This window comes from Streptomyces hainanensis (assembly GCF_004348415.1).
GTDB lineage: Bacteria > Actinomycetota > Actinomycetes > Streptomycetales > Streptomycetaceae > Streptomyces > Streptomyces hainanensis.
In genome coordinates, this window is the sequence record NZ_SMKI01000079.1 from 1 (window position 1) to 20,803 (window position 20,803).

Sequence of the window (20,803 nt, forward strand, 5' to 3'; positions counted from 1 at the left end):
CCCCAGGTCCCCGGTCTGGAACACGATGGCCCCGTCGACCACGGCGTAGCCGACCGGCACGATCGCCGGCCCATCAGCCGTCCGCACCGCGATCCGGCCCACGCTGTGCGCGGCGACCAGCTCGTAGCACGCCTCCGGATCGAGCGAGACGGCCTCGCCGCCGCCTCCGGCCGAGGCCGCGCCGGCCGCCGCCGGGCCGCCGCTCAGCTCGGCCACCGTGGTGCCGAGCGCCCGCGCCACCCGGGTGAGCGAGGCGACGCTCGGCGAGGCCGGGTGCTCCTCCAGATACCGCAGGTACTGCGGCGCGACGCCGGCCCGGCCGGCGACCTCCTCGCGGCTCAGTCCCAGCTGCTCGCGCCGCAGCGCCACCCGCCGGCCGACGTCCGTCCGGTGATCGTGCGGATCGTCCATCCCTCCAGGATCGCCAGCCCACCCCACCACCGCTCGTCGATCAACAGCGTGATATGTACACGATGTCGTGATCATGTGAAGGGGAGGAAACCGTGGGGGTCCTGAGTGCGGCATGGCGACGTCTCCTCCCGCGGGAGACGCCGCTGCCGGCCGAGCTGCGCCGGGCCGTCAGCGGCCGGGACTGGCCGACCGTCCAGGGGTACCTGGAGGCGGTGACCGGCCGGGAGCGCGAGCTACTGCTCTCCGTCCTGGCGCAGTCACCGAAGGTGCGGGAGTTGATATCCGGCGTCGTCGCCGATGACGAGACGCCGTCCGTGGCCCTCCTGCTGTCCGGCGTGTGCCACCTCCAGTTGGCCCACGAAGCCGGCGGCGGGCACTGCGGGCGCTGCGCACCCTCCCCCGAGCAGGGCCCCGACCTCAATGAACTGGGCGTCGCCGAACAGCAGTTGGTGGCTGTCGCCGAACGTGAACCGGAGTGGCCCGAGGCGCGGTTCGCGCGGTATGTCGTCGCGACCGTGCGAGGAGTCGAACTCGCGGAGAGCCGGCCCCTTTTCGACGAGGTGGTGCGCCTCGCGCCCGGGCACGTCGGCGCCCACCACACCTACCTCGACCAGTTGATCCCCCGGCACGGCGGCACCGAGGAGGAGATGCACGCCTTCGCGTACGGCGCGATGACGCACACGCCCGGCGCGAGCCCCCTGGGCGTGCTGGTTCCGGTGGCGCACATGGAGTCGCTGACGGCTGAGGGCGTCCATGGGTGCGGCTACCTCAGGAACCCCCTCATCGCCCGCCAGTTGCACGACGCCGCTGACCGCTCGGTGCGGCACCCCGACTACCGGCGCGGACCCGACTGGGTCTGGGAGCACAACGTGTTCGCCATGATGTTCTCCCTGACGGGCGAACGCGCCGCCGCCCGCGACATGTTCCGGGCGCTCGGCGGCCGGCTCACCGTCGCCCCCTGGCATCGGTTCCAGGGCAACCCCCGCCGCGCCCACCGCCGGGCACGTCACCGCAGCGGCGTCTGGTTCTGAGATCCCCGACCTGGCGATCCCCGGTCCTGAGATCCCCGGTTCTGAGATCCCCGGTTCTGACGTCCGTGTTCGACGCGCGTCGAAACCGTCGTGACCAGGTCAAGCGCGTGCTTCAGCACCTCGCACGCCTGGACGTGGTTCCCCGACTCCTGGAGCAGCTCCGCCAGCCGCCGGCAGACGGCGACCGCCTCCGGGCCGGGCGTGCGGTGCGTCTCGTGGAACGCCTGCTCCAACACCTCGATGGCCTCGCGGCTCTGCCCGGAGTCGGCCAGCAGCTCGGAGAGTTCGAGTTGCACGGCGAACGTGCCGTCCCGGTCCCGCGGGCCGCGTTCGCGCAGCGCGAGCCGGAGGATCGGCAGCGCGTCGCCCGGCCGGCCGCTGGCGCGGAGCAGCCGCGCGAGCCGGAGCCCCGACGCGACCATCGCGGTCTTCACGTCGCTGTCCAGCACCGGACCGGCCGGCCCGGCCCCGTTCGCCGACGCCCGGTTCCGCACCAGCGGCAGCCGGCCGACGTCGTTCTCCTGGCTGCGCTGCGGCGTCGGCCGGTTCTTGGCCTGGAGCCGGTCGAGCAGCGTCCGGTAGAGCGCGTCCAGGCTGATCAGCTCGGGCCCCTCCGGGATGCCGAGCCGCAGCACGTCGAGGAGTTCGCCGGTGAACGCCGTGTGCGTCTCGCCCTCCGGCGCCAGTGCGGCCCGGTCCCGGGGCGAGGCGGTCAGCACGTAGGCGCCGTCCACCGCCGCCTCGCTGGCGAGGCTGCCGTCGGCCATGGTGAGGATGCGGGCGGCCCGCCCGCTGAAGCAGCAGTCGAGGATGATGATCCGCCGCCGCGCGCGCGAGGCCCGGACGACCGCCCGCAGGTGCTGGTACGCCACGGCCGTGTATCCGCTGTACTCCTCGGAGCCGGTCAACGCCAGGTAGAGGTCCGTCGAGTCGGCGTCCCGCAGCCCGTGCCCCGCGTAGTAGACGAGGAGCGTGTCCGTGGCCTCGTCGCCGGCCCGCCGCACCGGCCCGATCAGGGACGGGGCGTCCGCCGGATCGGACACCTGGACGCAGTGCCGCTCGGGCAGCCCCCACAGCGTCGCGTCGCACAGGGTCTCCGCCAGGTCGCGCAGGTTGGCGGTGACGGCGGGCAGTTGCTCCAGGTGCCGGTACGAGGCACCGCCGATCAGCACCGCCCGTGACGCGTCGGGATCAGGCAGGCCGCTGCTCATCCTTGTCCTCGTCGTCGAGCAGCGAGACTATTCGCCGGACCAACTCCCGATCCGCCTCCGCGTCCGCCACCGGGATGCGCACCTCGATCTCACCCCGCCGCAGCGTCAACTCCCGCCGCACGCGCTGCGCCTGGCGCCACTGGAGGATCGACACGGCCAACGCGCCGATGGAGAGGCCGGAACCGATCACCAGCTCCAGCACGTCGAAGCCGAGCCCCATCGATCCGGACGGGGCCGGCCCGGACGCCGCCAGTTGGGCGCGCAGGGAGCCGCCCAGCGCCTCGTCCGCGTCCAACCACTCCCGTAGTGACCGGAGTCGGTCCTCGGCCTCGCCACCGCCGATCAGGATCTCAACCGCGGACATCCGTCTCCTCCCGCTCCGTCCCACCAGGCCCAGCGTGGTCACTCACCCGCGAGAACAGCGCCAACGCCTCCTTGCGGGCGCCGAGCCTCGCCAGACAGACAGCATGCCAGTACTCACTGACAAGCGTGTTGGGGTGGTCGGCTCCGAGATGCGCCCGGTAGAACGAGATCACGTTCTCCAACAACCGTGCTGCCTCGGGTAGTTCACCCCGCATCGCCAGGTTGACCGCTTCCCGCTGCTTCGAGGCGGCCGTCCCCGGCGTCATGTTGGCCATCACCAACTGGAGCGTGGCCATGCTGAGCGACACCGCGGGCTCGGGCGACCCCAGCCTGGACGACGCCGCGGCCAGGCCCCAGGCGCCGGGCACCGCCGGGCCCGGCATCGCCCCGTCCAGGTCCTCGGGAACCTGCGGTTCGACCGAGTCGCGCGGCACGCTCCGGAAGTGCCCCAGCACGTCGTCCCGCACGAACTCCCGCACCAGCTCGGTCAACCGCTCGCCGGCGTCGGGCGCGACCGGCCCGAGCCGCCCCAGCACCTCGGACGCGGACTGCGGCCGGTCCTCCGGCTCCTTGCGGCACAACTCGTCCACCAGCCGCACCAGTTCGGCGTCCCCGAGGCCGCGGTCGTGGAGCGGGCTCACCCCGTCGGTCACCGCCCGCTCGATGATGGGGCCGATATCGTCGGAGTCCCCGAGCGGGGGCTCGCCGGTGAGCGTCAGATGCAGGCAGAGGCCCAGGCTGTAGAGGTCGGTGGCCGGGCTCGGCGCCGCCCCCCGGATCGACTCGGGAGCCATGAAGGCGGGCGTGCCCATCCGCACGTTGGCCTGGGTGACGACCGACTGGTCGGCGAGCCGGGCGATCCCGAAGTCCTGAAGCACCACCTGACCGGCGGCGGTGATCGTCACGTTGGACGGCTTGACGTCCCGGTGCAGCACCCTGGCGTCGTGGGCCGCCGCCAGTGCCGCGCACAGCCCGGCCGCGATGACCCGCACGGTCGACGTCTCCAACGCCCCGCGTCTGCGCACCAGTCGGTACAGCGAGACGCCGTCAAGGAACTCCATCACGAGATACGGCTCGTGGTCGTGCATGCCCGAGTCGTAGACCCGCACCACGTTGGGATGACGGATCCTGGCCAACGCCTTCACCTCGCGGCGGAAGCGTACGAGACGGTCCTCCGGCTCGCCGGAATGCCCGAGACGGAGGACCTTGACCGCCACCCTGCGATCGAGGACCGCGTCGTGCGCCTCGTACACCATCCCCATGGCGCCGCCCCCGATCCGCTTCAGCAGCCGGTACCGGCCGCCGAGCTCCATCGGCTCGGTCATGCGTCGGCCCTCCCCTCCTCGTCCCCGCCGACCCTGTCACGGCGTGGCGGACACCTCACCGTCCGGGACCGTTGTTGGCCGAAACCGGTATGTGCCGGAACGGTTCGCCCGTCACGCTGAGATTGGCAACGGCAACGCCAAGTGATGAGAGGTGGCACATGTTACGGCTCAGCGCAGATCCGCAGGTGGCAGGGAGAATGCCAGACATCACCACGCCGGAACCGCCCCCTGTTACCCACCCGTTCCCGCTCTCCCGCATGCCGCTCGCGGCGTCGGGGAGGTGCGAACGATGAGCTCGGAGAACAACCATCCCCAGTCCGTGCCCCAGCAGCCGCAGTCCGGACCCGATCGCCGCCCGGAGCTGGAGCAACGACTACGCGAGGCCAACGCCCAGAGCGAGGCCGACCGCCGCGCCAAGGGCGGCAGGACGTCGTAGGGGCGCCAAGCACATCAAGTGCGCCCCCGTCCAGAACGCGCAACCGGAACTCGCCGAAACTTGCACGGGGCATAAGGCCGACGTCACGCGAACGACCAACCCCCCACCGGCTCATCCCCCCAGGCCCACGCGCCATCGGCGGCGCGCGCCGGGCCGGGCGGACTCCCGCAGGTTCCCCCTGGCATAGTCCCCCGGCCCCACCGCCGCCGATGGCAACGCCTCAGCGCTTGACAACCCCGCCGACGAACGCCGCCCAGGCGGCGGCGGAGAACGTCACCACCGGCCCGGCCGGAGCGGCCTTGCTGTCCCGCACCGGAAGCCCGTCGGGAACCCCGTCCGCAACCTCAAGGCAGTTGCCGTTGTCGCCAGCGCTGTAGCTCGACTTGCGCCAGGAGATACCGCACAGCTCATCCGTCGCCATCATCAGCCTCATATCCCTTCGCTACCGATTCGATCAGTTCGAGGGACTCCTTGGGCGGCAGCGCTGCCGCCCGTGCCTGATCGAAGGCCCACTGGCACCGGGCCACCAAGGCCGGCTCGTCCAGCAGTTGGCCATAGTAAGGACCTTCCTCGTAGGCCACGTCCGGAGCGTCCTCGAAGGCCATCAGAGTCATGTTGCCAGCGAGCAACCCCTGTGCACCCGACGAGAACGGAAGTACCTGAACCAGTACCCGGCCCTTCCGCACGGTCGCCACGAGGTGCCGAAGCTGCTCGGCCATGACGGACCTGTCGCCGATGGGTCGGCGTAGCACCTCCTCGCCCAGGATCGTCCACAACCTGGGAGCTGTTGGCCCCTGAAGGATGCGGGCCCGCTCCAGTCGGTTCCGAACCTTCTCCTCGATCGCCTCGGGAGAGTCGAACGGCTCGGCCGCACCGAAAACCGTGCGCGCGTAGCGCTCCGTCTGCAACAGCCCGGGGACGAACAACGGCGCGTACTCGCTGACCTCGGTGGCCAGCGCCTGGAGTTCGGCCGCGTACTGGAAGTGCTTGGCGAACGGCGCCTTGTTGATCAGCTCCTCACACATCCGCTCGAAGAGCCCGCCGGTCTGGAAGATCTTGTCGAACCGCCGCGCGTGGTCCAACTGCGGCTTGCGGAAAGCCGCTTCGAACTGGCCGATGTACGAGCCGGAGCAGAACACCAGCCTCCCCAGGTCGTCCTGCGACAGTCCCGCGTCCTCCCGACGCCGCTTCAGCTCGGCGCCGAAGAACTCCCATCCGATGCGCGTCGGGCCGAAGTGGACGGACGTGCGAGGTGTGGCCATAGCGTGACTCCCCTGCCTTTCACCGCCGGTGTGGTCGGAAAACCATGGCCACCGTAGCCGCGAGACGGTCACGCTGGGGAAGCGTTCGCCAACCCGATGTGATGAAAGGTGGGCCATGAGCCATCCCACGCAACGCCGCCAAGCCGCTGCCACGCGGATCGCCGACGCGGAGTCGGCGGCCGAGGAGGTACGGGAGGCGCTGGAGGCGGCCGGCATCGTGCTGCCGTCACTCCGCGTCGATCTCGCCTCCTGCGCTGGCGAGGCCACCCGGCCGCTGCTCGACCTCGGCCGCTGCAACCTCGACCTGGCCCGCAAGCTGGCGTCCGTGCTGCGGGGGTGCGTCCGTTGACCGACGAGGAGCCGCCACCGCCCGAACCCGCCACCCCGGACCGCCGGCCCGAACTCGAAGACCGCCTCCGCGGGGTCAACGCCCGCAGCGAGGCCGACCGCCGCGCCAAGGGCAACTGTCGAACTACTGTGACACCAACCCCGTTGAACGCGACTTGACCTCGCGTTTACCGTATCGTCAGATACCGCACGTCACTTGATCGTCACGGGGGAGACATCATGGTGCGTCCGTCTGACTGGTCGCCGGTCGACATGGACTCGGATCCGACGCCGGGGAATCCGGACGAGGTACGCGAACTCGCCGACGAACTCCAGACGTTCGCGGACGACGTCGGCGAGGCGCTGGGGCAGGTCCGTGGCATGTCGGAGGACCGGGCCGTCCTCGACTGGGCCGGCCTCTCCGCCGAGGCCTTTCGGTCGGAGTTCGACGGGGTGCCGCCCAACCTCCAGATGCTCCAGACGTCCTACGACATGGCGGCCCAGGCCCTCCAGACCTACTGGCCGAAGCTGGAGACCGCGCAGGGCATGGCAGACCGGGCCCTGGACCGCGCGATCACCGCCCAGGCCGACCTGTCCTCCGCCCAGTCGGCACTGACCGACGCGCAGGACTGGGTGTCCCGCGCCGGCGACGAGGCCGACCGCCTGGAACGCGAGGGCGAACGCGACGACGTCGAGCCACCCTCCGAGGCCGACGTCCGCGCCGCGACCCGCGACGCGACGGCCGCCGGCCAGGCGGCCTCCGACGCCCAGGGGCAGGTGGACTCGGCCGAGGAAGCCCTCTCCGCCGCGCGTGAACTCGCCCGCCAGGCCAAGGAGATGCGGGAGGACGCCGCCAGCACCTGCGCCTCCAGCATCGACGAGGCGTCCGACGCCGGCATCCAGAACCGCCGCTGGTGGGAGGACGCCATCAACTGGGTGTCCGAAAACTGGGACACCATCGTCGAAATCTGCAAGGTCGTCGTCGCCGTCCTCGGCATCGTCGTCCTGATCATCGGCGGCCCGCTGGCCTGGGTCGTGCTGGCTGCGGCATTGGTGGTGTTGGCCGACACCCTCTACGACTACGCCAACGGAGAAGCCTCACTCTGGGACGTCGCCTTCGCCGCCCTCGACTGCATCCCCGGCATGAAGGGCCTCACCACCCTCGGCGGCCTCGCCCGCGGCCTACGCGGCGGCCTGTCCGCCGCCAGGACCGGATTGACCGGCCTGCGCCAGGGCGTCACGGGCCTCGGTCGGAACCTTCGCCAGCGCGGCGTCCAGATGTTCCGCCGCAACGGCTGCGGTGACCCGGTGGACGTGGCCACCGGTGAGCTTCTCATGTCTGCCGTCGATGTCGAGCTCCCTGGCGTACTGCCGTTGGTGATCGAGCGGCATCACATCTCGACGTATCACGATGGCGGTTGGTTCGGCGCGTCCTGGGCCTCCACCCTCGACCAGCGCCTGGTCCTGGACGAGTACGGCGCGCGGCTGTTCTCCGCCGACGGCATGGCCCTGCTGTATCCCCGCCCGATCCCCGGGGACACCGTGCTGCCGGTGGAGGGCCCGCGTTGGGGGCTGTCCTGGGACGGGCAGCCAGGCAGCCCGATCACCGTCCACCAGCGGGAGAGCGGCCACACCCTCCACTTCGTCCAGGTCCCCGGCCGCCCCGGCGGCGTGCTGCCCCTGACGGCGATCACCGACCGCAACGGCAACCGGATCCGGGTGGAGTACGACCCGGCCAGTGGCGCGCCCACCGACGTCATCCACGACGGCGGCTACCACGTCGGTATCGGCACCGAGAACGGGCGGATCAGCGAGCTGCGGCTGCTGAACGACCCGGCCCAGCCCGTCCTCCTGCGCTACGGCTACGACAAGGCCGGCCTGCTCTCCGAGATCTACAACTCCTCGGGGCAGCCGTTGAGGTTCGCCTACGACGCCCACTTCCGGCTCACCCGTTGGGAGGACCGCAACGGCTACTGGTACTCCTACGAGTACGACGACCTGGGCCGGTGCGTCTTCACCACCGGCACCGACCGCGCCCTGGAGTACCGCTACCACTACCAGCCCGAGACCGACCGCACCATCGCCGTCAACTCCCTCGGCCACAGCACCATCTTCCAGTTCAACGACAGCTACCAACTCATCGCCCAGACCGACCCGCTCGGTCACACCACCACCCACGACTGGGACCGCTACGACCGCACCCTCGCCCTTACCGACCCCCTCGGCCACTCCACCCACTACCAGTACGACGACCACGGTCAGATCGCGGCGGTCACGCGTCCAGACGGCCAGACCATCCGCTACGAGTACAACGACCTGGGGCTCCCCACCACTGTCATCGACGCCGACGGCTCCGTCTGGGCCCACGCGTATGACGCGGCCGGCAACCGTACTGTCGTCCTCGACCCAGCTGGCAACCGCACCCGCTACACCCACGACAGGCACGGCGGACTGGCCGCCGTCACCGACCCGTTGGGCCACACGACGACGATCCGTTGCGACGCCGCGGGACTGCCCGTCGCCGTCACCAGCGCGTTGGGCGAGGTCACCCACTACGACCGTGACGCCTTCGGCCGCCTGGTCCGGGTGACCGACCCTCTCGGAGCCGTCAGCGTCACCGGCTACACCGTCGAGGGACATCCCATGCGTCGTGTCGACCCTCTGGGCGGAGCACAGTCCTGGGTCTGGGACGGTGAGGGCAACTGTGTCTCGCACACTGACGAGAACGGCGCCACCACGACATTCGAGTACGGCGCGTTCGACAAACTCACGACGCAGATCGATGTGGACGGAGCCCGCTACGAGTTCGTCCGTGACACGGAACTCCAGGTCGTCGAGGTCGTCAACCCGCACGGTCTGTCCTGGGATTACACGTACGACGAGGCTGGCCGCCTTGTCGGGGAATGCGACTTCGACGACCGTCGTGTCACCTACCGGCTCGATGCCGCCGGTCAACTCACTGCCCGGGAGAACGCGCTGGGGCAGACGGTGACTTTCTCCCACGACGTGCTGGGTAATCTCGTCACGAAGTCCGCGGGCGGGACAACCTGGACCTTCGGCTACGACACTCGTGGCCGGGTGATCGAAGCGGCCGGTGGGGGCTCGCAAGTGGTCATCGAGCGTGACGCCCTCGGGCGCGTCGTCTCGGAGTCCCTTGACGGCCGAAAGGTCACCCACACCCACGACCCCATGGGCCGCCCGCTCCGCCGAATCACTCCGAACAGGCATGAGAGCACCTGGGAGTACGACCAGGCAGGGCTGCCCACTGTCCTCGTCAGTGCGGGAAAGAGATTCACGTTCGAACATGACGCTGTCGGCCGCGAGACCTGGCGGCGCGCGGCCACTGGGCTCGCGCTCAGCCAGGCGTGGGACCCGGTGGGGCGCCTGTCCGAGCAGACGCTTACCCACGCCGGTGACCGGACCGTGCGCCACCGCACGTTCGCCTACCGAGCGGACCATCACCTGCTCGGCGTCACCGACCCCACCGGCGGCGATACGGCTCACTACTCCCTGGACGCCATCGGCCGGGTGACCGCCGCCACCGGAGTCAATGGCGGCGAGCGCTACACCTATGACACGGCCGGGAACCAGACAGCCGCCGCGTGGCCCGGTGATCTCCCAGGAGCAGGCGACCGCGTTCGCTCCGGGACGCGGCTGACGCGTGCTGGCCTGACCCGCTACGAGTACGACCGCGCGGGCCGCGTCGTACTCCGGCAGCGGACGCGGCTCTCGAAGAAGCCTGACACCTGGCGCTACGAGTGGGACGCCGAAGACCGCCTCGCCGCCGTCACCACCCCGGACGGCGACCGGTGGTGCTATCACTACGACGCCTTCGGCCGCCGCATCGGCAAGGAACACCTGGACGCCTCGGGGACCGCGGTGGAGCGCACGGGCTTCGTCTGGGCCGGCACCGAGCTGGTTGAGCAGAGTACCCATGCGTCCGGGCGGGAGGCGACGACGCTGACCTGGGACTACAACGGCCTGCATCCGGTGGCCCAGACGGAGGGCCCGGCCGGGGACGACCTCGACCGCAAGTTCTATGCCATCGTCACCGACCTCGTGGGCACTCCCACGGAACTCGTCGACGAGGCCGGCCATGTGGCCTGGCGAAGGCGTGCCACGGTCTGGGGCGCCCCCCTCGGGTCACCGGCGTCCCGCACATCCGACGGGGCCACGACCACCCCACTGCGGTTCCCCGGCCAGTACGCCGACTCGGAGACCGGCTGGCACTACAACGTCCACCGTCACTACGACCCCGAGACCGCCCGCTACACCGGTCCCGACCCGCTGGGGCTGTTGCCCGCACCCAACCACTACGGCTACGTTCACAACCCGCACACCTGGTCCGATCCGCTGGGCCTGGCCGCCCACCCGACCGGTGGCAGACGGCGGCCGGAAGTGGTCACGGAGACGTTCGCGGACATCAACCAGGCGCGCAACCACGCGTTGGACCTGCTCGGCGACATCAATCCGCACACCCGGCGGCCCTACCGAGGACGTTTGGAGTCGGCGAACACCTACGGCCAGGTGGTGGGCTTCGAAACCGTCGTCGACGGTACGTGGAAGCGGTTCCGCATCGACTTCGACCCTGGCAAGGGGCCGCACTTCAACGTCGAGGTCGGCCGGGGACCGGATGCCGAGCGCTTCGCCGTCCCCTGGGAGGGCACGGAACAGGACATGCTCAACGCCCTGAGTAGGCTGAACCGATGAGCGCTGCGGAGCACTACGGCACGTTTCCCGAAGCCCTGGACGAACTGCTGGACAGCATGGGCGAGGGAGAAAGGAACGAGGTGGTACTCCTCACGTGGCCGGAGAGTGAGGAGTTCTACGGGCTCAGTCTGCGGCGGTTTTCTGTCACCAGTTGGGGGGCCCTCGACTGGGACGCCCACGGCCACCTCGAACAGGTCTTCATCGAGCAGTGGGCCGAGGCGGAACGCCGTCTGGCCGACCTCGTCCAGGCGTATACGGAAACCGACTCGCTCGTCGTGGTGATGTGGGGGAACCTCACGGTGCCGTCCATCGCCCTGCCGGCACGCTCCGTCAAAGCCCACGCGGCCGAGGTGCTCGCGGCGAGCGACGACATCTGGCTGTTCGCCGTCGACGAGGAGATCCTCATCGAGTACCAGCACGACGGCCGATTCACGGTGGCCCGCGTCCCGGGGCTCGGTGACCCGGTAGGGCGATCGAACGAGGTTGACGAAACGCGGTGAACTCAACGTATCGCGGTCGCTCTCGCGCGCCCGGCGGCAACCTGGCGGACCCACATCCCGCGCTCGGCCCGGTCGGCACCGGAGGCACGTCCGCCTGAGCCTGCAGATCGTCCCGAGCGAGGAGACGCAGCGTGTACCCGACCGGCTTCCCCAACGACTTCGTCTGTGACGCCTCGTTCGCGGCCGCCGCGAAGACGTTCCTCGGCCTGCGGCTGGCCCGCTGGCCGGGGCTGCTGCTCAACGAGGAGCCCTTCGGCGAGGCCGCGCTGGCCTCGTGGGCACTCCCGGACACCCGGGAGGAGAGGTTTCCCGAGCTCATGTCCTTCTGTCGCGACGCGGCGATGAACGAGTTCTGGGAGGAGAACGGCTACGCCCTCGATTCCTCGGGTGAAGGGCCGTTCTCCCTCTTCTTCCGGATCCGCTCCTCCCCCCTGTTCGCCGCGCACCTGTCCGGCGTGCGCGAGACGGGCCGCGGTGACGCGCCGCCGACCGACTTCGAGCAGGTGGGGCTGCTGCTCGGGGATTTCTACTCGGTGTGCCTGCTCACTCCCGACGACCCGGCAACGGACGGGTTCTCACGTGGCGTCCTGCGGGATCTCGTGCGGAGTTTCGGCGGCGACGCGCTGTGAACGCGCCCGCTCGGCGTCGCCCCGGGGTTGGAGCTGGCTGAGGATCGTGCGGTCGGTGATCTCCGTGTCGCGGGCCAGCAGCATGGCCTTGCTCAGGATGACGGCCAGGGTGTGGTCGCCCTCGTAGGGCAGGTAGCCGGCGGGCTGGGCGGTGCCGGCGGACTTGGGGACGATGCACAGGTAGCGGTCGCTCGGGGAGAGCAGGACGTTGCCCGAGCCGAGGTGGATCCTGTACGTGTGGCGATCGCCCTTCACGAGCAGGAAGCGGCCGTCGAGCGTGCAGCGGTCGGCGATGGCGAGGCGGGGGACGAGGCGTTCGAGGAGGGCGCGGCGGGTCTGGGCCGTCGCGTTGAGTTCGCCGAAGCCGTACGACGTCCAGTACTCGCGGTGACGGCCGTCGGGGCCGCCGTCCTGCCAGGTCGGGTCGTTGCCGACGCTGGCCACCCCGACGAACAGGTCGACGTCGCGCAGCACCTCGCTCAGCACCAGCGGGGGTATCTCCTCCAGCGGCAGCGGGTCGACCGGCTCGCTGCCGTCGCGCAGCCACATCTCGTAGGGCCAGTGGCCGTCGCAGTGTGCCAGGTTCTCCGGGGCGTCGAGGGGATAGAACCGGACCTGGTCGGTGCGCAGCCGCAGGAAGCTGCCGGAGTCCGTGATGTCGTGCACGCCGGAGTCGTCCGCGCCGGAGTCGGCGGCGTCGCCGTGGATCCAGTACTCCGCGCGCAGGCCCCACGCGGGCAGTTCGCGGACGGCGGGCGGCAGGGTGTCGTCCACGGAGAGCCGCAGCCGGTTGCGCCAGCCGCGGACGGCGGCCAGGGCGTGGAACTGGTGTTGGCGCAGGACGTGGGCGGCGAAGCGGTTGGAGTAGGTGCCGGTGGCGCGCTCGGCGTCGGTGAGGAGGTAGACCTCGCGGTGGGCCTGCTTGAACGGCTGGGTGACGGCGTGCCGTTCGAGCCACTCGCGCCAGGCGGCGGTCTCGGCCGGGTCTCGGTCCGCCGGGTGCCAGAGGGTGATCCCGGCGTCCTGGGGCGGCGTCACGGGTGTGTCGTCGAGGGTGCGGAGGGCGCCGTCGGCGAAGCCGACCGCCGTGCCGTCGACGGTCCACAGCAGGCGGCGGGCGAGCGTGCCGACGAGGGGGTGGTCGAGGAGGCGCTCCCGCCAGCTCCCGTACGCCCAGGTGCGGCGGGCGAGGAACTGCCGGTCGAGGCGGTCGCGTTGGGCGGCCAGCATCCCGTCGAGGTCCTTGACCGAGGCGCGCAGTTCGGCCACCTCCTCGGGGTGGTCGCGCCGGACGGCGGCCGGGACGCCCTTGACCTGCTTGCCGGCGACGGTGCGCCAGGTGAGGGTGGCCTTGACGCCGCCGACCGTGAGCAGGGCGGTGGCCTCGCCGAGCGGGACGGCGGCCGAGCCGACGGTGGTCAACCCGTAGGTCGGGACGGCCAGTTCCTCGACCTCCTCGCGGCCGAGGCCGAGTGCGGCGGCGCGCGCCAGCAGGACGGAGTCGACCAGCTTGGCGGTGGCCCGGTAGGTGACGCGGGCGGCCAGCCTGGCGAGTTCGGCGAGGGCGGCCTCGCCGTCGATCCTGGAGAGGGCGACCACGCCGGCGTTGGCGACCTTGGGGCTGCGTGGGCCGACGCCCGGCACCTTCCGCAGGGAGGTCTCCACCAGGGCGCCGAGTGTCCTGGCCGTGTCCTGGTGGGGCGGCAGGAGGGACGCCAGCCAGGCCAGGCCGCGCAGCGGTGTGGCGTTGTGCGCGTCGAAGAGGTCGTTGGCCGTGCGGTACGGCCCCACGGCGAGCGGCAGGGTGCGGGGGTGGCCCACCTGCCGCAGCAGGGCCACGGCGAGGTCACGCACCCGCTCGGGGCCGGCCGCGTCCGCCAGGGCGCGGGCGGTCTGCTCCCAGGCGGCGGACGGCTTGGCGGTGGTTGCCGTGGTGAGGTGGCGCAGCAGCGCGAGCCAGGGGTCGTCGGGGCCGGTGACGGCGGCCAGGGCCGCGTCGGACCAGGCCTCGCCCACGTTCAGCGGGGGGTCGGTGAGCCTCTTGAGCGCGGCGTGGGTGGAGGCGGGCGCGTATCCGCCGAGCGCGGTCCGCCGGAGGGCGGCCAGCACCGCCGGTGGCACGGGCAGGCCGGCGGCGGCGTCGGCGGTGAAGAGGGCCTCCACTCCCCACAGGCCGTGGAAGACGAAGCGGTTCCCCACGGAGCGGAGCAGCCAGTCGCGTGCCGCCGCGAAGCGGTCGTCCGCCAGGCCGTGGGAGAGGAGGGTGAGCGCCGTGGCGGGGTCGAAGCCGACCTCCACCAGGCCCCGGTCGGGCGGGAGTTCCGCCATCCGCGCGGCCACCCGCTCGGCGACGGGGCGACGCACCTCGGCGGGCAGCTCGTGGAGCCGGTGGAACCAGGCGTCGTCGAAGACGGTGTGGCCCCTGCCGGTGGACAGGGTGACGCGCACCATGCCGTCGGCCGCCTCGACCGCGGCGGCGGTGTCGCCGGCCTCCAGGGCCTTCCGCAGGGCGGCGGCGTGCTGCTGTGTGCTCATGTCCTCACCCCCCGACCAGGGCGACCAGCCTGAGGAAGGTCACCTCCGTGTCGGCCGTCAGCTCGATCTCCTCGTCGAGCTCGGTGGTCTGCCGGTCGCCGACGAGCAGCAGGAAGCCGTTGCCCTGGAAGGCGCGCAGGGCTCGCTCGACCTGGGCGTCGGCGTCCACGTGGCCGGGGCCGGGGCCGGGCATCGCGTGGCCGCCGGGGACCCGCTCGGCGCGCTCCGGCTGGACGAGACCGCGGAAGACGCGGGGAGTGCCGGCGTTGTACTCGGCGACCTCGTGGCGGACGCGCCGCCGGATCAGCTCGCGGGGCGTGGTGCGCTCCCCGGTGATGTCGAGCACCCGGCCGGCCGAGCGCTCGCCCGCTGTCGTCTCGTCGACGAACGTGACGTATGGCATGCCGCTGACGTTACGGGCCACCACTGACAACCAGTGCGACGTCCGGGCCGTCAGAAGCTGTCGTAGGGCCAGCCGTCCGTGGTGTGGACGATGAAGTCCGGGCGGGTGCGGGCGACTCGCTCGCGCAGGCGGCGCAGCAGCCGGGTGGGGCTGGGCGGCGTGATGCCGAGGGCCGCGGCGGCGGCGCGTTGGTGCGCGGGGTCGAACTCGGGCAGGTCCTCGTGGAAGTCCAGCTCCAGCTTCTTGAGCAGGTCGGTCTCGGGGCGGGCGAGTTCGGCCGGCGAGAGGTGCAGGCACTCCATCCAGAAGGGGATGCCGGCCATCAACTCCAGTGCCTCGCGCAGGCTGTCGGCGATCAGGCCGCCCTGGCCCTCGGAGTTGGTGTAGATCACGGGCCGGGTGCCGCCACGGTCGCCGATCAGGAAGTAGGTGCCGCCGGATCCGCAGCCCGCGACGGGCTCGAGGACGGCGTCGGAGGACAGGTGCAGGCGTTCTACGGGCTCCCGCCGGGTCACATCGAAGTCGCAGGGCCACTCGAAGTAGCGCAGCAACGTTTCATCGCTCGCGATGCGGGCCAGCAGGGCGAAGTCATCTACCTCAGCCATGAGGGCTACGTATCCGTTCTGGCGTTCGGTCTGGCAGGTGTACCCCGTGCCGGAAGGCTATCGTGTCCCGCATGGCCGTTGAGCTCATCCGGATCGTTTCCCGGTCCTCCCCGATGGCACTGGCACAGGTCGAGCGGGTGCGCGCCGAACTGGCCGCGCGGAACCCGGAGATCCGCACCGAGGTGGTGCCGGTCACGACCTCGGGCGACCGGTGGCAGGGGGATCTCGCCAAGCTGGGCGGGAAGGGCGCGTTCACCAAGGAGGTGGACGCGGCGCTGCTGGCCGGCGAGGCCGACCTGGCCGTGCACTGCGTCAAGGACGTGCCCGCCGACCGACCGCTGCCGGCCGGCACGGTGTTCGCCGCCTACCTGGCGCGGGACGACATCCGGGACGCGCTCGTCGACCCGGCGGGGCGCACCCTTGACCAGCTGCCGCCGGGCACCAGGATCGGCACGTCCTCGGTCCGCCGAGTGGCGCAACTCACGGCCGTCTACCCGGAGTTGGTGACGGTGCCGATCCGCGGCAACGCCAATCGCCGGCTGGAGAAGCTGGCCGCTGGCGAGGCGGACGCGCTGCTGCTCGCCGTCTCCGGTCTGGAGCGGATCGGCATGACGGACCGGATCAGCCAGGTGCTCGGCGTGGACGAGATGTGCCCGCCGATAGGGGCCGGAGTGCTGGCGTTGCAGTGCCGGGAGGGGGACACGGACGTCATCGAGGCGGTGTCCGGGCTCGGCGATCCCGCGACCTGGCGGGAGATGACGGCCGAGCGGATGTTCCTGCACGTGCTCCAGGGCCACTGCAACAGCCCGATCGCCGGCTACGCCAAGGCGGAGCGCGACGGCCGACTGAGCCTGTGGGGGCGGGTGTTCTCGCCGGACGGCAAGACCGTGCTCGACGCCCACGAGTGGGCCGGGCCGCTCGATCCGGCGACCCTCGGCACCTCGGTGGCGGTGGCGCTGCTGCGCCAGGGGGCACGGGAGCTGATCGACACCATCCCGCACTGAGCCCCGCACTGAGCCCCGCGCTGAGCCCGGGCCTTCGCACGCGGCCCGAACAGGGGGCTCACCGGCGGGTGATGCGGAACACCGGGTGGTCGGGGGCGATGCGGCGCAGGTCGGCGTCCGAGGAGTCGGGGCCGACGCCGTTGAAGAAGACGCCGACCTCGGCCTTCCACCGCTTGAGGTAGGCGCGCAGCAGGGCCGGCTTCTCGTCGTCGGGGATCTCCTCGGCCGTGAAGGGCTCCGCCTTACTGCCGAGCCGCAGCTCGCCGCCGCCGGCCACCCGCATGTTGCGGGTCCACTGGACATGGCCACGGGGGGCCACCAGGTAGTCGTTGCCGTTGACCGTGAGCAGGTTGACGGGGGTGGTGCGCCACTCGCCGCTGCTGCGGCCGCGGACGGCCAGGACCCGGGAGCCCCAGACGCTGATGCCGCGGTAGGTGAACCAGGCGACGGTCTTGTTCAGCACGTTGTTGGTGAACCAGCCGGGCTTTCTGACATGGGGGGTGGTGGACGACATCGCGCGGTCTCCCGTCGGTCAATGTGAGCACTGCTCTCGGTCAAGAGCAATGGTTACATTCGCGGCCGGCGATTTCAAGAGCACCGCTCTCGTTTTTGAGCATCGATCCATTCGGTGGCAGACTGGACCGCATGAGCACGTTCCAGGGGGCCAGAGAGCGGGCCAGACGCGAGGTGACGGCGGCGATCAAGGACGAGGCCAGGCGCCGGGTGGCCGCCGAGGGGGCGCCCAGGCTGTCGCTGCGCGCGGTGGCCCGCGAGCTCGGCATGGCCTCCTCGGCGCTCTACCGCTACTTCCCCAGCCGCGACGACCTGTTGACCGCGCTGATCGTCGACGCCTACGACGCGATGGGCGAGGCCGCCGAGGCCGGGCTGGCCGCCGCGCCCCGGACGGACCCCGGCGCCCGCTGGGTGCGGGTGTGCGGCGCGGTGCGCGACTGGGGCCTGGCCAACCCGCACGAGTTCGGCCTGGTCCACGGCACGCCGATCCCCGGGTACGCCGCCCCGCGGGACACCGAACAGCCGGGGGTGCGGGTGCCGTTGGCGCTGCTGGCGGTGGCCAGGGAGGCCCACGAGGACGGGCTGCTCGGCCGGCCGGCCTGGGGCGTGACGCCGGAGCCCGTCAGGGCCGACACGAAGGCGGTGGCCGCCGAGTTCGCGCCGGAACTGCCCGAGCCGGCGGTCGCCGCGCTGCTCGCGGCGTGGGCGCAGCTCATCGGGCTGGTGTCCTTCGAGGTCTTCGGGCAGTACAACGGGGCCATCACGGCCCACGAGGTGTTCTTCGCGCACGCCGCCCACCGGCTGGCGGTGGAGGTCGGCGTGGCTGCCGGTCCGGCGGCGAGCTGAGTCGCGTCGCCGCCGGACCGGGCGTGAGGGTGCGTCACCCCGTGGCGGTCAGCTGGCCGTGCAGACCGTGCCGTTGAGGGTGAGCACCGGCGCGCTGTAGACCGCGCCGCTGTTGGTCTGGAAGCCGAAGCTGAACGAACCGCCGGCACCCACAGAACCGTTGTAGGAGGCGTTGCGGGCCGTGACCGCCGCGCCGCTCTGACTGAGCGCGGTGTTCCAGGAGTTGGTGACCGACTCACCGGACGGCAGGTTGAAGGTCACCGCCCAGCCCGTGACGGCCTGGGCCGTGGTCACGCTGACGTTGACCACCGAGCCGGCGTTCCAGCGGCTGGTCACCTGGTAGTTGGCGACGCACCCGGTCACCGGTGGCTCCCCCGGGTCGCCGGGGTCCTCCCCGCCGGGTTCGCCGCCGAAGGCCGTCAGCATGGCGTTGTAGGCCGGCTTCGGGGCGTAGTTGTTGTCGTAGAGGCAGGCCGCGCCCTGGCCGTCGAACACCCCGGGGATCCAGGAGTCCACGTCGCCGAAGCCCCACACCGTGATGCCGCCGCAGTTCGCCACCGCCAGGCAGGTCCCGACGACGGACGCGTACTGCGTCGCCTGGCGGGACAGCTTGGCGCTGTCGGCCGGCAGCGTCATCCGGATGTCCAGCTCGGTGATGTTGACCTCCAGGCCCAGGTTGGCGAAGCGCTGCATGTTCGCCTGGAGGGTGGACGGGATCTGGTCCAGGATGAAGTGCGACTGGAGGCCGACGCAGTCGATCGGCACCCCCTGGTTGAGCAGTGAACTCACCAGGTTGTAGAGGCCGTTGCTCTTCGCGTTGGTGCCCTCGACGTTGTAGTCGTTGATGCACAGCTTGGCGTCCGGGTCGGCGGCCCGCGCGGCGCGGAAGGCGTTGGCGATGTAGCCCTGGCCGATGGTGTTCTGGAACACCGAGCCGCGCAGCGTGCCGTCCTCGTTGAACACCTCGTTGACCACGTCCCAGTACTCGATCGAGTCCCGGTAGTGGGTGACCACGTTGGTGATGTGGTTGGTCATGACCGAGTTGAGCTCGGTGGCATTGAAGCCGCCGTTGGTCACCCAGCTCGGCAGCTGGCTGTGCCAGACCAGCGTGTGCCCGTAGATCTGCTGGTCGTTGGCCTGGGCGAAGTTCACGAGCCGGTCACCGGGCGCGTAGTTGAACGAATTGCGCGACGGCTCTAGCGTGTCCCACTTCATCACGTTCTCAGCGGTCACGCTGTCGAACTCGGTCCGGGCGATGTTGGTGTAGGTGGTGTTGCTCAGCTTGCCATCGGCGATGGCGGTGCCGACGAACCTGCCCTGGGCGGCGGCCGCCTCGCGCAGCGTCGCGGCCTGGACCGCCGGACCGTTCGCAGACGGTGTTTCCTGGGCCTGGGCCGGCTGGGCCTGGGCTTCCTGGGCCTGCGCGCTGCCGTACACCGCGCCGCCGGAGAGCAGGAACGCTCCGGTCGCGATGACGACTGCGGCTCTGCGCACCAGGGGATGCATCCGATACCCCTCTCGTTGTCATGCCCCCGCAGGCTGACGCGTCCGTTTCTAAGGGCCGCCCTGGAGGGCGTCAAGCCTTCCGGAATAACATTGAAAAACTTCCGGTGGCCGGACGCGCCCGGATGCGACAGAAGAAGGTGCTCATGGCAGCAGAACGCAAGGTGACCATCACGGCCATCGCGAGGGAGGCGGGCGTGTCGGTGCCCACCGTCTCCCGCGTGGTCAACGGCCGCTCCGACGTGGCACCGGAGACGCGCGCCAAGGTCGAGGAGCTGCTGCGGCACTACGGCTACCGGCGCCGCACCCAGCCGCCCGGCGACCGGGCCGCCCTCCTCGACCTCGTCTTCAACGACCTCGACAGCCCGTGGGCCGTGGAGATCATCCGGGGCGTCGAGGAGGTCGCGCACGCCGCCGGCGTCGGCACCGTCGTCTCGGCCATCCACGACCGCGCCGGCGCCGCCCGGCAGTGGATGACCAACCTGCGGGCCCGCGCCTCGGACGGCGTGATCATGGTGACGTCCGTGCTGGAGCCGTTGCTGCACAAGGAGCTCACCAGGCTCGGGGTACCGATCGTGGTCGTCGACCCGGCGGGCGGCGCGTCGCTCGCCGCGCCGACGGTCGGCGCCACCAACTGGGCGGGCGGCATCGCCGCCACGGAACACCTCCTGGAGCTCGGCCACCGGCGCATCGGCTTCATCGCGGGCCCCCCGCGGCTGCTGTGCAGCCGGGCCCGACACGACGGCTACCGGGCCGCGTTGGAGGCCGCCGAGGTGCCGGTGGAGGAGTCGTTGACGGTGCCGGGCGACTTCTACCACGAGTCCGGCTTCCACGGCTGCCGCCGGCTGATGGAACTCCCGGAACCGCCCACGGCGGTCTTCGCGTCGAGCGACCAGATGGCGATGGGCGCGATCGAGGCACTGCGGCAGTTCGGGCTGCGGGTGCCGCAGGACGTGAGCGTCGTCGGCTTCGACGACCTCCCCGAGATGCGGTGGTCGGCGCCGCCGCTCACGACGGTGCGGCAGCCGCTGGCGGAGATGGGGAAGGTGGCCGCGCGGACGGTGCTGCGGCAGGCGAGGGGGGAGGAGATCGACTCGCCGCGGGTGGAGTTGGCGACGGAGCTGGTGGTCCGGGCGTCGACGGCCCGCCTGGGGGGTTGACGGGGGCTTCTCCCGAGGTCCCCCCGCCC

Annotated in this window: 20 protein-coding genes; 9 read left to right on the forward strand and 11 right to left on the reverse strand. The window is 71.2% G+C overall.

What is annotated here, in order from left to right; all coding sequences use genetic code 11:
- A partial coding sequence (locus tag E1283_RS10015) for a helix-turn-helix domain-containing protein (RefSeq protein ID WP_165956071.1) occupies positions 1-411 on the reverse strand: 411 nt, incomplete at its 3' end.
- Between the two features lie 92 nt (positions 412-503).
- On the opposite strand from E1283_RS10015, the gene E1283_RS10020 reads away from it, so the two are divergent.
- Positions 504-1,442, forward strand: coding sequence for a hypothetical protein (locus tag E1283_RS10020; protein ID WP_132817591.1), 939 nt, complete (start codon positions 504-506; stop codon positions 1,440-1,442).
- On the opposite strand, the gene E1283_RS10025 is transcribed toward E1283_RS10020, so the two are convergent.
- Genes E1283_RS10025 through E1283_RS10035 form a run of 3 tightly spaced genes read right to left on the reverse strand, consistent with a single transcriptional unit; the run spans position 1,418 to position 4,341 of the window.
- The gene (locus E1283_RS10025) at positions 1,418-2,653 is read right to left on the reverse strand and encodes a caspase, EACC1-associated type (RefSeq protein WP_132817592.1); all 1,236 of its coding nucleotides are present in this window, start codon (positions 2,651-2,653) and stop codon (positions 1,418-1,420) included. The genes E1283_RS10020 and E1283_RS10025 overlap by 25 nt on opposite strands.
- Entirely contained in the window at positions 2,634-3,017 is a 384-nt protein-coding gene (locus E1283_RS10030; protein ID WP_132817593.1) for an effector-associated constant component EACC1, read from the reverse strand. The genes E1283_RS10025 and E1283_RS10030 overlap by 20 nt, the downstream gene beginning before the upstream one ends.
- On the reverse strand, positions 3,004-4,341 hold the full coding sequence (locus E1283_RS10035) for a serine/threonine-protein kinase (RefSeq protein WP_132817594.1): 1,338 nt from the start codon (positions 4,339-4,341) through the stop codon (positions 3,004-3,006). The genes E1283_RS10030 and E1283_RS10035 overlap by 14 nt, the downstream gene beginning before the upstream one ends.
- A 289-nt stretch (positions 4,342-4,630) precedes the next feature.
- Here E1283_RS10035 and E1283_RS37155 point away from each other — a divergent pair, with 289 nt between their 5' ends.
- Positions 4,631-4,777: a hypothetical protein gene (locus E1283_RS37155; RefSeq protein WP_165956072.1), complete on the forward strand. Its 147-nt coding sequence runs from the start codon at positions 4,631-4,633 to the stop codon at positions 4,775-4,777.
- 220 nt (positions 4,778-4,997) lie between these two features.
- Here the strand turns inward: E1283_RS37155 and E1283_RS10040 are convergent, their stop codons facing one another.
- Together E1283_RS10040 and E1283_RS10045 are read right to left on the reverse strand one after the other, a co-directional pair.
- Positions 4,998-5,210 carry a DUF397 domain-containing protein gene (locus tag E1283_RS10040; protein WP_243744727.1) on the reverse strand — a complete coding sequence of 71 codons (213 nt, stop codon included), beginning with the start codon at positions 5,208-5,210 and terminating at the stop codon, positions 4,998-5,000.
- A complete protein-coding gene (locus tag E1283_RS10045) occupies positions 5,185-6,039 on the reverse strand; it encodes a helix-turn-helix domain-containing protein (protein ID WP_132817595.1) in 855 nt (284 codons plus the stop codon). The genes E1283_RS10040 and E1283_RS10045 overlap by 26 nt, the downstream gene beginning before the upstream one ends.
- A gap of 115 nt (positions 6,040-6,154) precedes the next feature.
- Here E1283_RS10045 and E1283_RS10050 point away from each other — a divergent pair, with 115 nt between their 5' ends.
- The 4 genes from E1283_RS10050 to E1283_RS10065 all read left to right on the forward strand — a co-directional run bounded on the left by E1283_RS10050 (position 6,155) and on the right by E1283_RS10065 (position 12,205).
- Entirely contained in the window at positions 6,155-6,388 is a 234-nt protein-coding gene (locus E1283_RS10050) for a hypothetical protein (RefSeq protein ID WP_165956073.1), read from the forward strand.
- Positions 6,389-6,606: 218 nt separating this feature from the next.
- Positions 6,607-11,076 (forward strand): RHS repeat-associated core domain-containing protein, encoded by a 4,470-nt coding sequence (locus tag E1283_RS10055; RefSeq protein ID WP_132817596.1) that lies wholly within the window; start codon positions 6,607-6,609, stop codon positions 11,074-11,076.
- Complete coding sequence (locus E1283_RS10060; RefSeq protein ID WP_132817597.1) at positions 11,073-11,576, forward strand: CDI toxin immunity protein; 504 nt, start codon at positions 11,073-11,075, stop codon at positions 11,574-11,576. The genes E1283_RS10055 and E1283_RS10060 overlap by 4 nt, the downstream gene beginning before the upstream one ends.
- A 131-nt stretch (positions 11,577-11,707) precedes the next feature.
- On the forward strand, positions 11,708-12,205 hold the full coding sequence (locus tag E1283_RS10065; RefSeq protein WP_132817598.1) for a hypothetical protein: 498 nt from the start codon (positions 11,708-11,710) through the stop codon (positions 12,203-12,205).
- Here the strand turns inward: E1283_RS10065 and E1283_RS10070 are convergent.
- Genes E1283_RS10070 through E1283_RS10080 form a run of 3 tightly spaced genes read right to left on the reverse strand, consistent with a single transcriptional unit; the run spans position 12,152 to position 15,748 of the window.
- Positions 12,152-14,740: a DUF4132 domain-containing protein gene (locus E1283_RS10070; protein ID WP_243744728.1), complete on the reverse strand. Its 2,589-nt coding sequence runs from the start codon at positions 14,738-14,740 to the stop codon at positions 12,152-12,154. The two genes, E1283_RS10065 and E1283_RS10070, sit on opposite strands and share 54 nt — an antisense overlap.
- 4 nt (positions 14,741-14,744) lie before the next feature.
- Positions 14,745-15,143, reverse strand: a complete 399-nt coding sequence (locus E1283_RS10075) for a hypothetical protein (protein ID WP_132817599.1) — start codon at positions 15,141-15,143, stop codon at positions 14,745-14,747.
- 50 nt (positions 15,144-15,193) lie between these two features.
- Positions 15,194-15,748 (reverse strand): hypothetical protein, encoded by a 555-nt coding sequence (locus E1283_RS10080; RefSeq protein ID WP_132817600.1) that lies wholly within the window; start codon positions 15,746-15,748, stop codon positions 15,194-15,196.
- Positions 15,749-15,819: 71 nt separating this feature from the next.
- Between E1283_RS10080 and hemC the strand changes: the two genes are divergently transcribed.
- The gene (gene hemC / locus E1283_RS10085; RefSeq protein WP_132817601.1) at positions 15,820-16,752 is read left to right on the forward strand and encodes a hydroxymethylbilane synthase; all 933 of its coding nucleotides are present in this window, start codon (positions 15,820-15,822) and stop codon (positions 16,750-16,752) included.
- A gap of 58 nt (positions 16,753-16,810) precedes the next feature.
- On the opposite strand, the gene E1283_RS10090 is transcribed toward hemC, so the two are convergent.
- Positions 16,811-17,266 carry a nitroreductase/quinone reductase family protein gene (locus tag E1283_RS10090; RefSeq protein ID WP_132817602.1) on the reverse strand — a complete coding sequence of 152 codons (456 nt, stop codon included), beginning with the start codon at positions 17,264-17,266 and terminating at the stop codon, positions 16,811-16,813.
- A gap of 131 nt (positions 17,267-17,397) precedes the next feature.
- Between E1283_RS10090 and E1283_RS10095 the strand changes: the two genes are divergently transcribed.
- The gene (locus E1283_RS10095; RefSeq protein WP_132817603.1) at positions 17,398-18,111 is read left to right on the forward strand and encodes a TetR/AcrR family transcriptional regulator; all 714 of its coding nucleotides are present in this window, start codon (positions 17,398-17,400) and stop codon (positions 18,109-18,111) included.
- A gap of 48 nt (positions 18,112-18,159) precedes the next feature.
- Here the strand turns inward: E1283_RS10095 and E1283_RS10100 are convergent, their stop codons facing one another.
- Positions 18,160-19,605 (reverse strand): glycoside hydrolase family 10 protein, encoded by a 1,446-nt coding sequence (locus tag E1283_RS10100; RefSeq protein ID WP_243744729.1) that lies wholly within the window; start codon positions 19,603-19,605, stop codon positions 18,160-18,162.
- Positions 19,606-19,760: 155 nt separating this feature from the next.
- On the opposite strand from E1283_RS10100, the gene E1283_RS10105 reads away from it, so the two are divergent.
- Positions 19,761-20,774 (forward strand): LacI family DNA-binding transcriptional regulator, encoded by a 1,014-nt coding sequence (locus tag E1283_RS10105; protein WP_243744730.1) that lies wholly within the window; start codon positions 19,761-19,763, stop codon positions 20,772-20,774.
- The last annotated feature ends 29 nt before the right edge of the window (positions 20,775-20,803 follow it).

Bases quoted from the DNA above. Each gene is read 5' to 3' on its own strand.
- E1283_RS10090 (WP_132817602.1), bottom strand. From the start codon at position 17,266: ATGTCGTCCACCACCCCCCATGTCAGAAAGCCCGGCTGGTTCACCAAC.
- E1283_RS10070 (WP_243744728.1), bottom strand. From the start codon at position 14,740: ATGAGCACACAGCAGCACGCCGCCGCCCTGCGGAAGGCCCTGGAGGCC.
- E1283_RS10045 (WP_132817595.1), bottom strand. From the start codon at position 6,039: ATGGCCACACCTCGCACGTCCGTCCACTTCGGCCCGACGCGCATCGGA.
- E1283_RS10055 (WP_132817596.1), top strand. From the start codon at position 6,607: ATGGTGCGTCCGTCTGACTGGTCGCCGGTCGACATGGACTCGGATCCG.
- E1283_RS10075 (WP_132817599.1), bottom strand. From the start codon at position 15,143: ATGCCATACGTCACGTTCGTCGACGAGACGACAGCGGGCGAGCGCTCG.
- E1283_RS10050 (WP_165956073.1), top strand. From the start codon at position 6,155: ATGAGCCATCCCACGCAACGCCGCCAAGCCGCTGCCACGCGGATCGCC.
- E1283_RS10035 (WP_132817594.1), bottom strand. From the start codon at position 4,341: ATGACCGAGCCGATGGAGCTCGGCGGCCGGTACCGGCTGCTGAAGCGG.
- E1283_RS10095 (WP_132817603.1), top strand. From the start codon at position 17,398: ATGAGCACGTTCCAGGGGGCCAGAGAGCGGGCCAGACGCGAGGTGACG.
- E1283_RS10060 (WP_132817597.1), top strand. From the start codon at position 11,073: ATGAGCGCTGCGGAGCACTACGGCACGTTTCCCGAAGCCCTGGACGAA.
- E1283_RS10040 (WP_243744727.1), bottom strand. From the start codon at position 5,210: ATGAGGCTGATGATGGCGACGGATGAGCTGTGCGGTATCTCCTGGCGC.
- E1283_RS10105 (WP_243744730.1), top strand. From the start codon at position 19,761: ATGGCAGCAGAACGCAAGGTGACCATCACGGCCATCGCGAGGGAGGCG.
- E1283_RS37155 (WP_165956072.1), top strand. From the start codon at position 4,631: ATGAGCTCGGAGAACAACCATCCCCAGTCCGTGCCCCAGCAGCCGCAG.
- hemC (WP_132817601.1), top strand. From the start codon at position 15,820: ATGGCCGTTGAGCTCATCCGGATCGTTTCCCGGTCCTCCCCGATGGCA.
- E1283_RS10080 (WP_132817600.1), bottom strand. From the start codon at position 15,748: ATGGCTGAGGTAGATGACTTCGCCCTGCTGGCCCGCATCGCGAGCGAT.
- E1283_RS10030 (WP_132817593.1), bottom strand. From the start codon at position 3,017: ATGTCCGCGGTTGAGATCCTGATCGGCGGTGGCGAGGCCGAGGACCGA.
- E1283_RS10025 (WP_132817592.1), bottom strand. From the start codon at position 2,653: ATGAGCAGCGGCCTGCCTGATCCCGACGCGTCACGGGCGGTGCTGATC.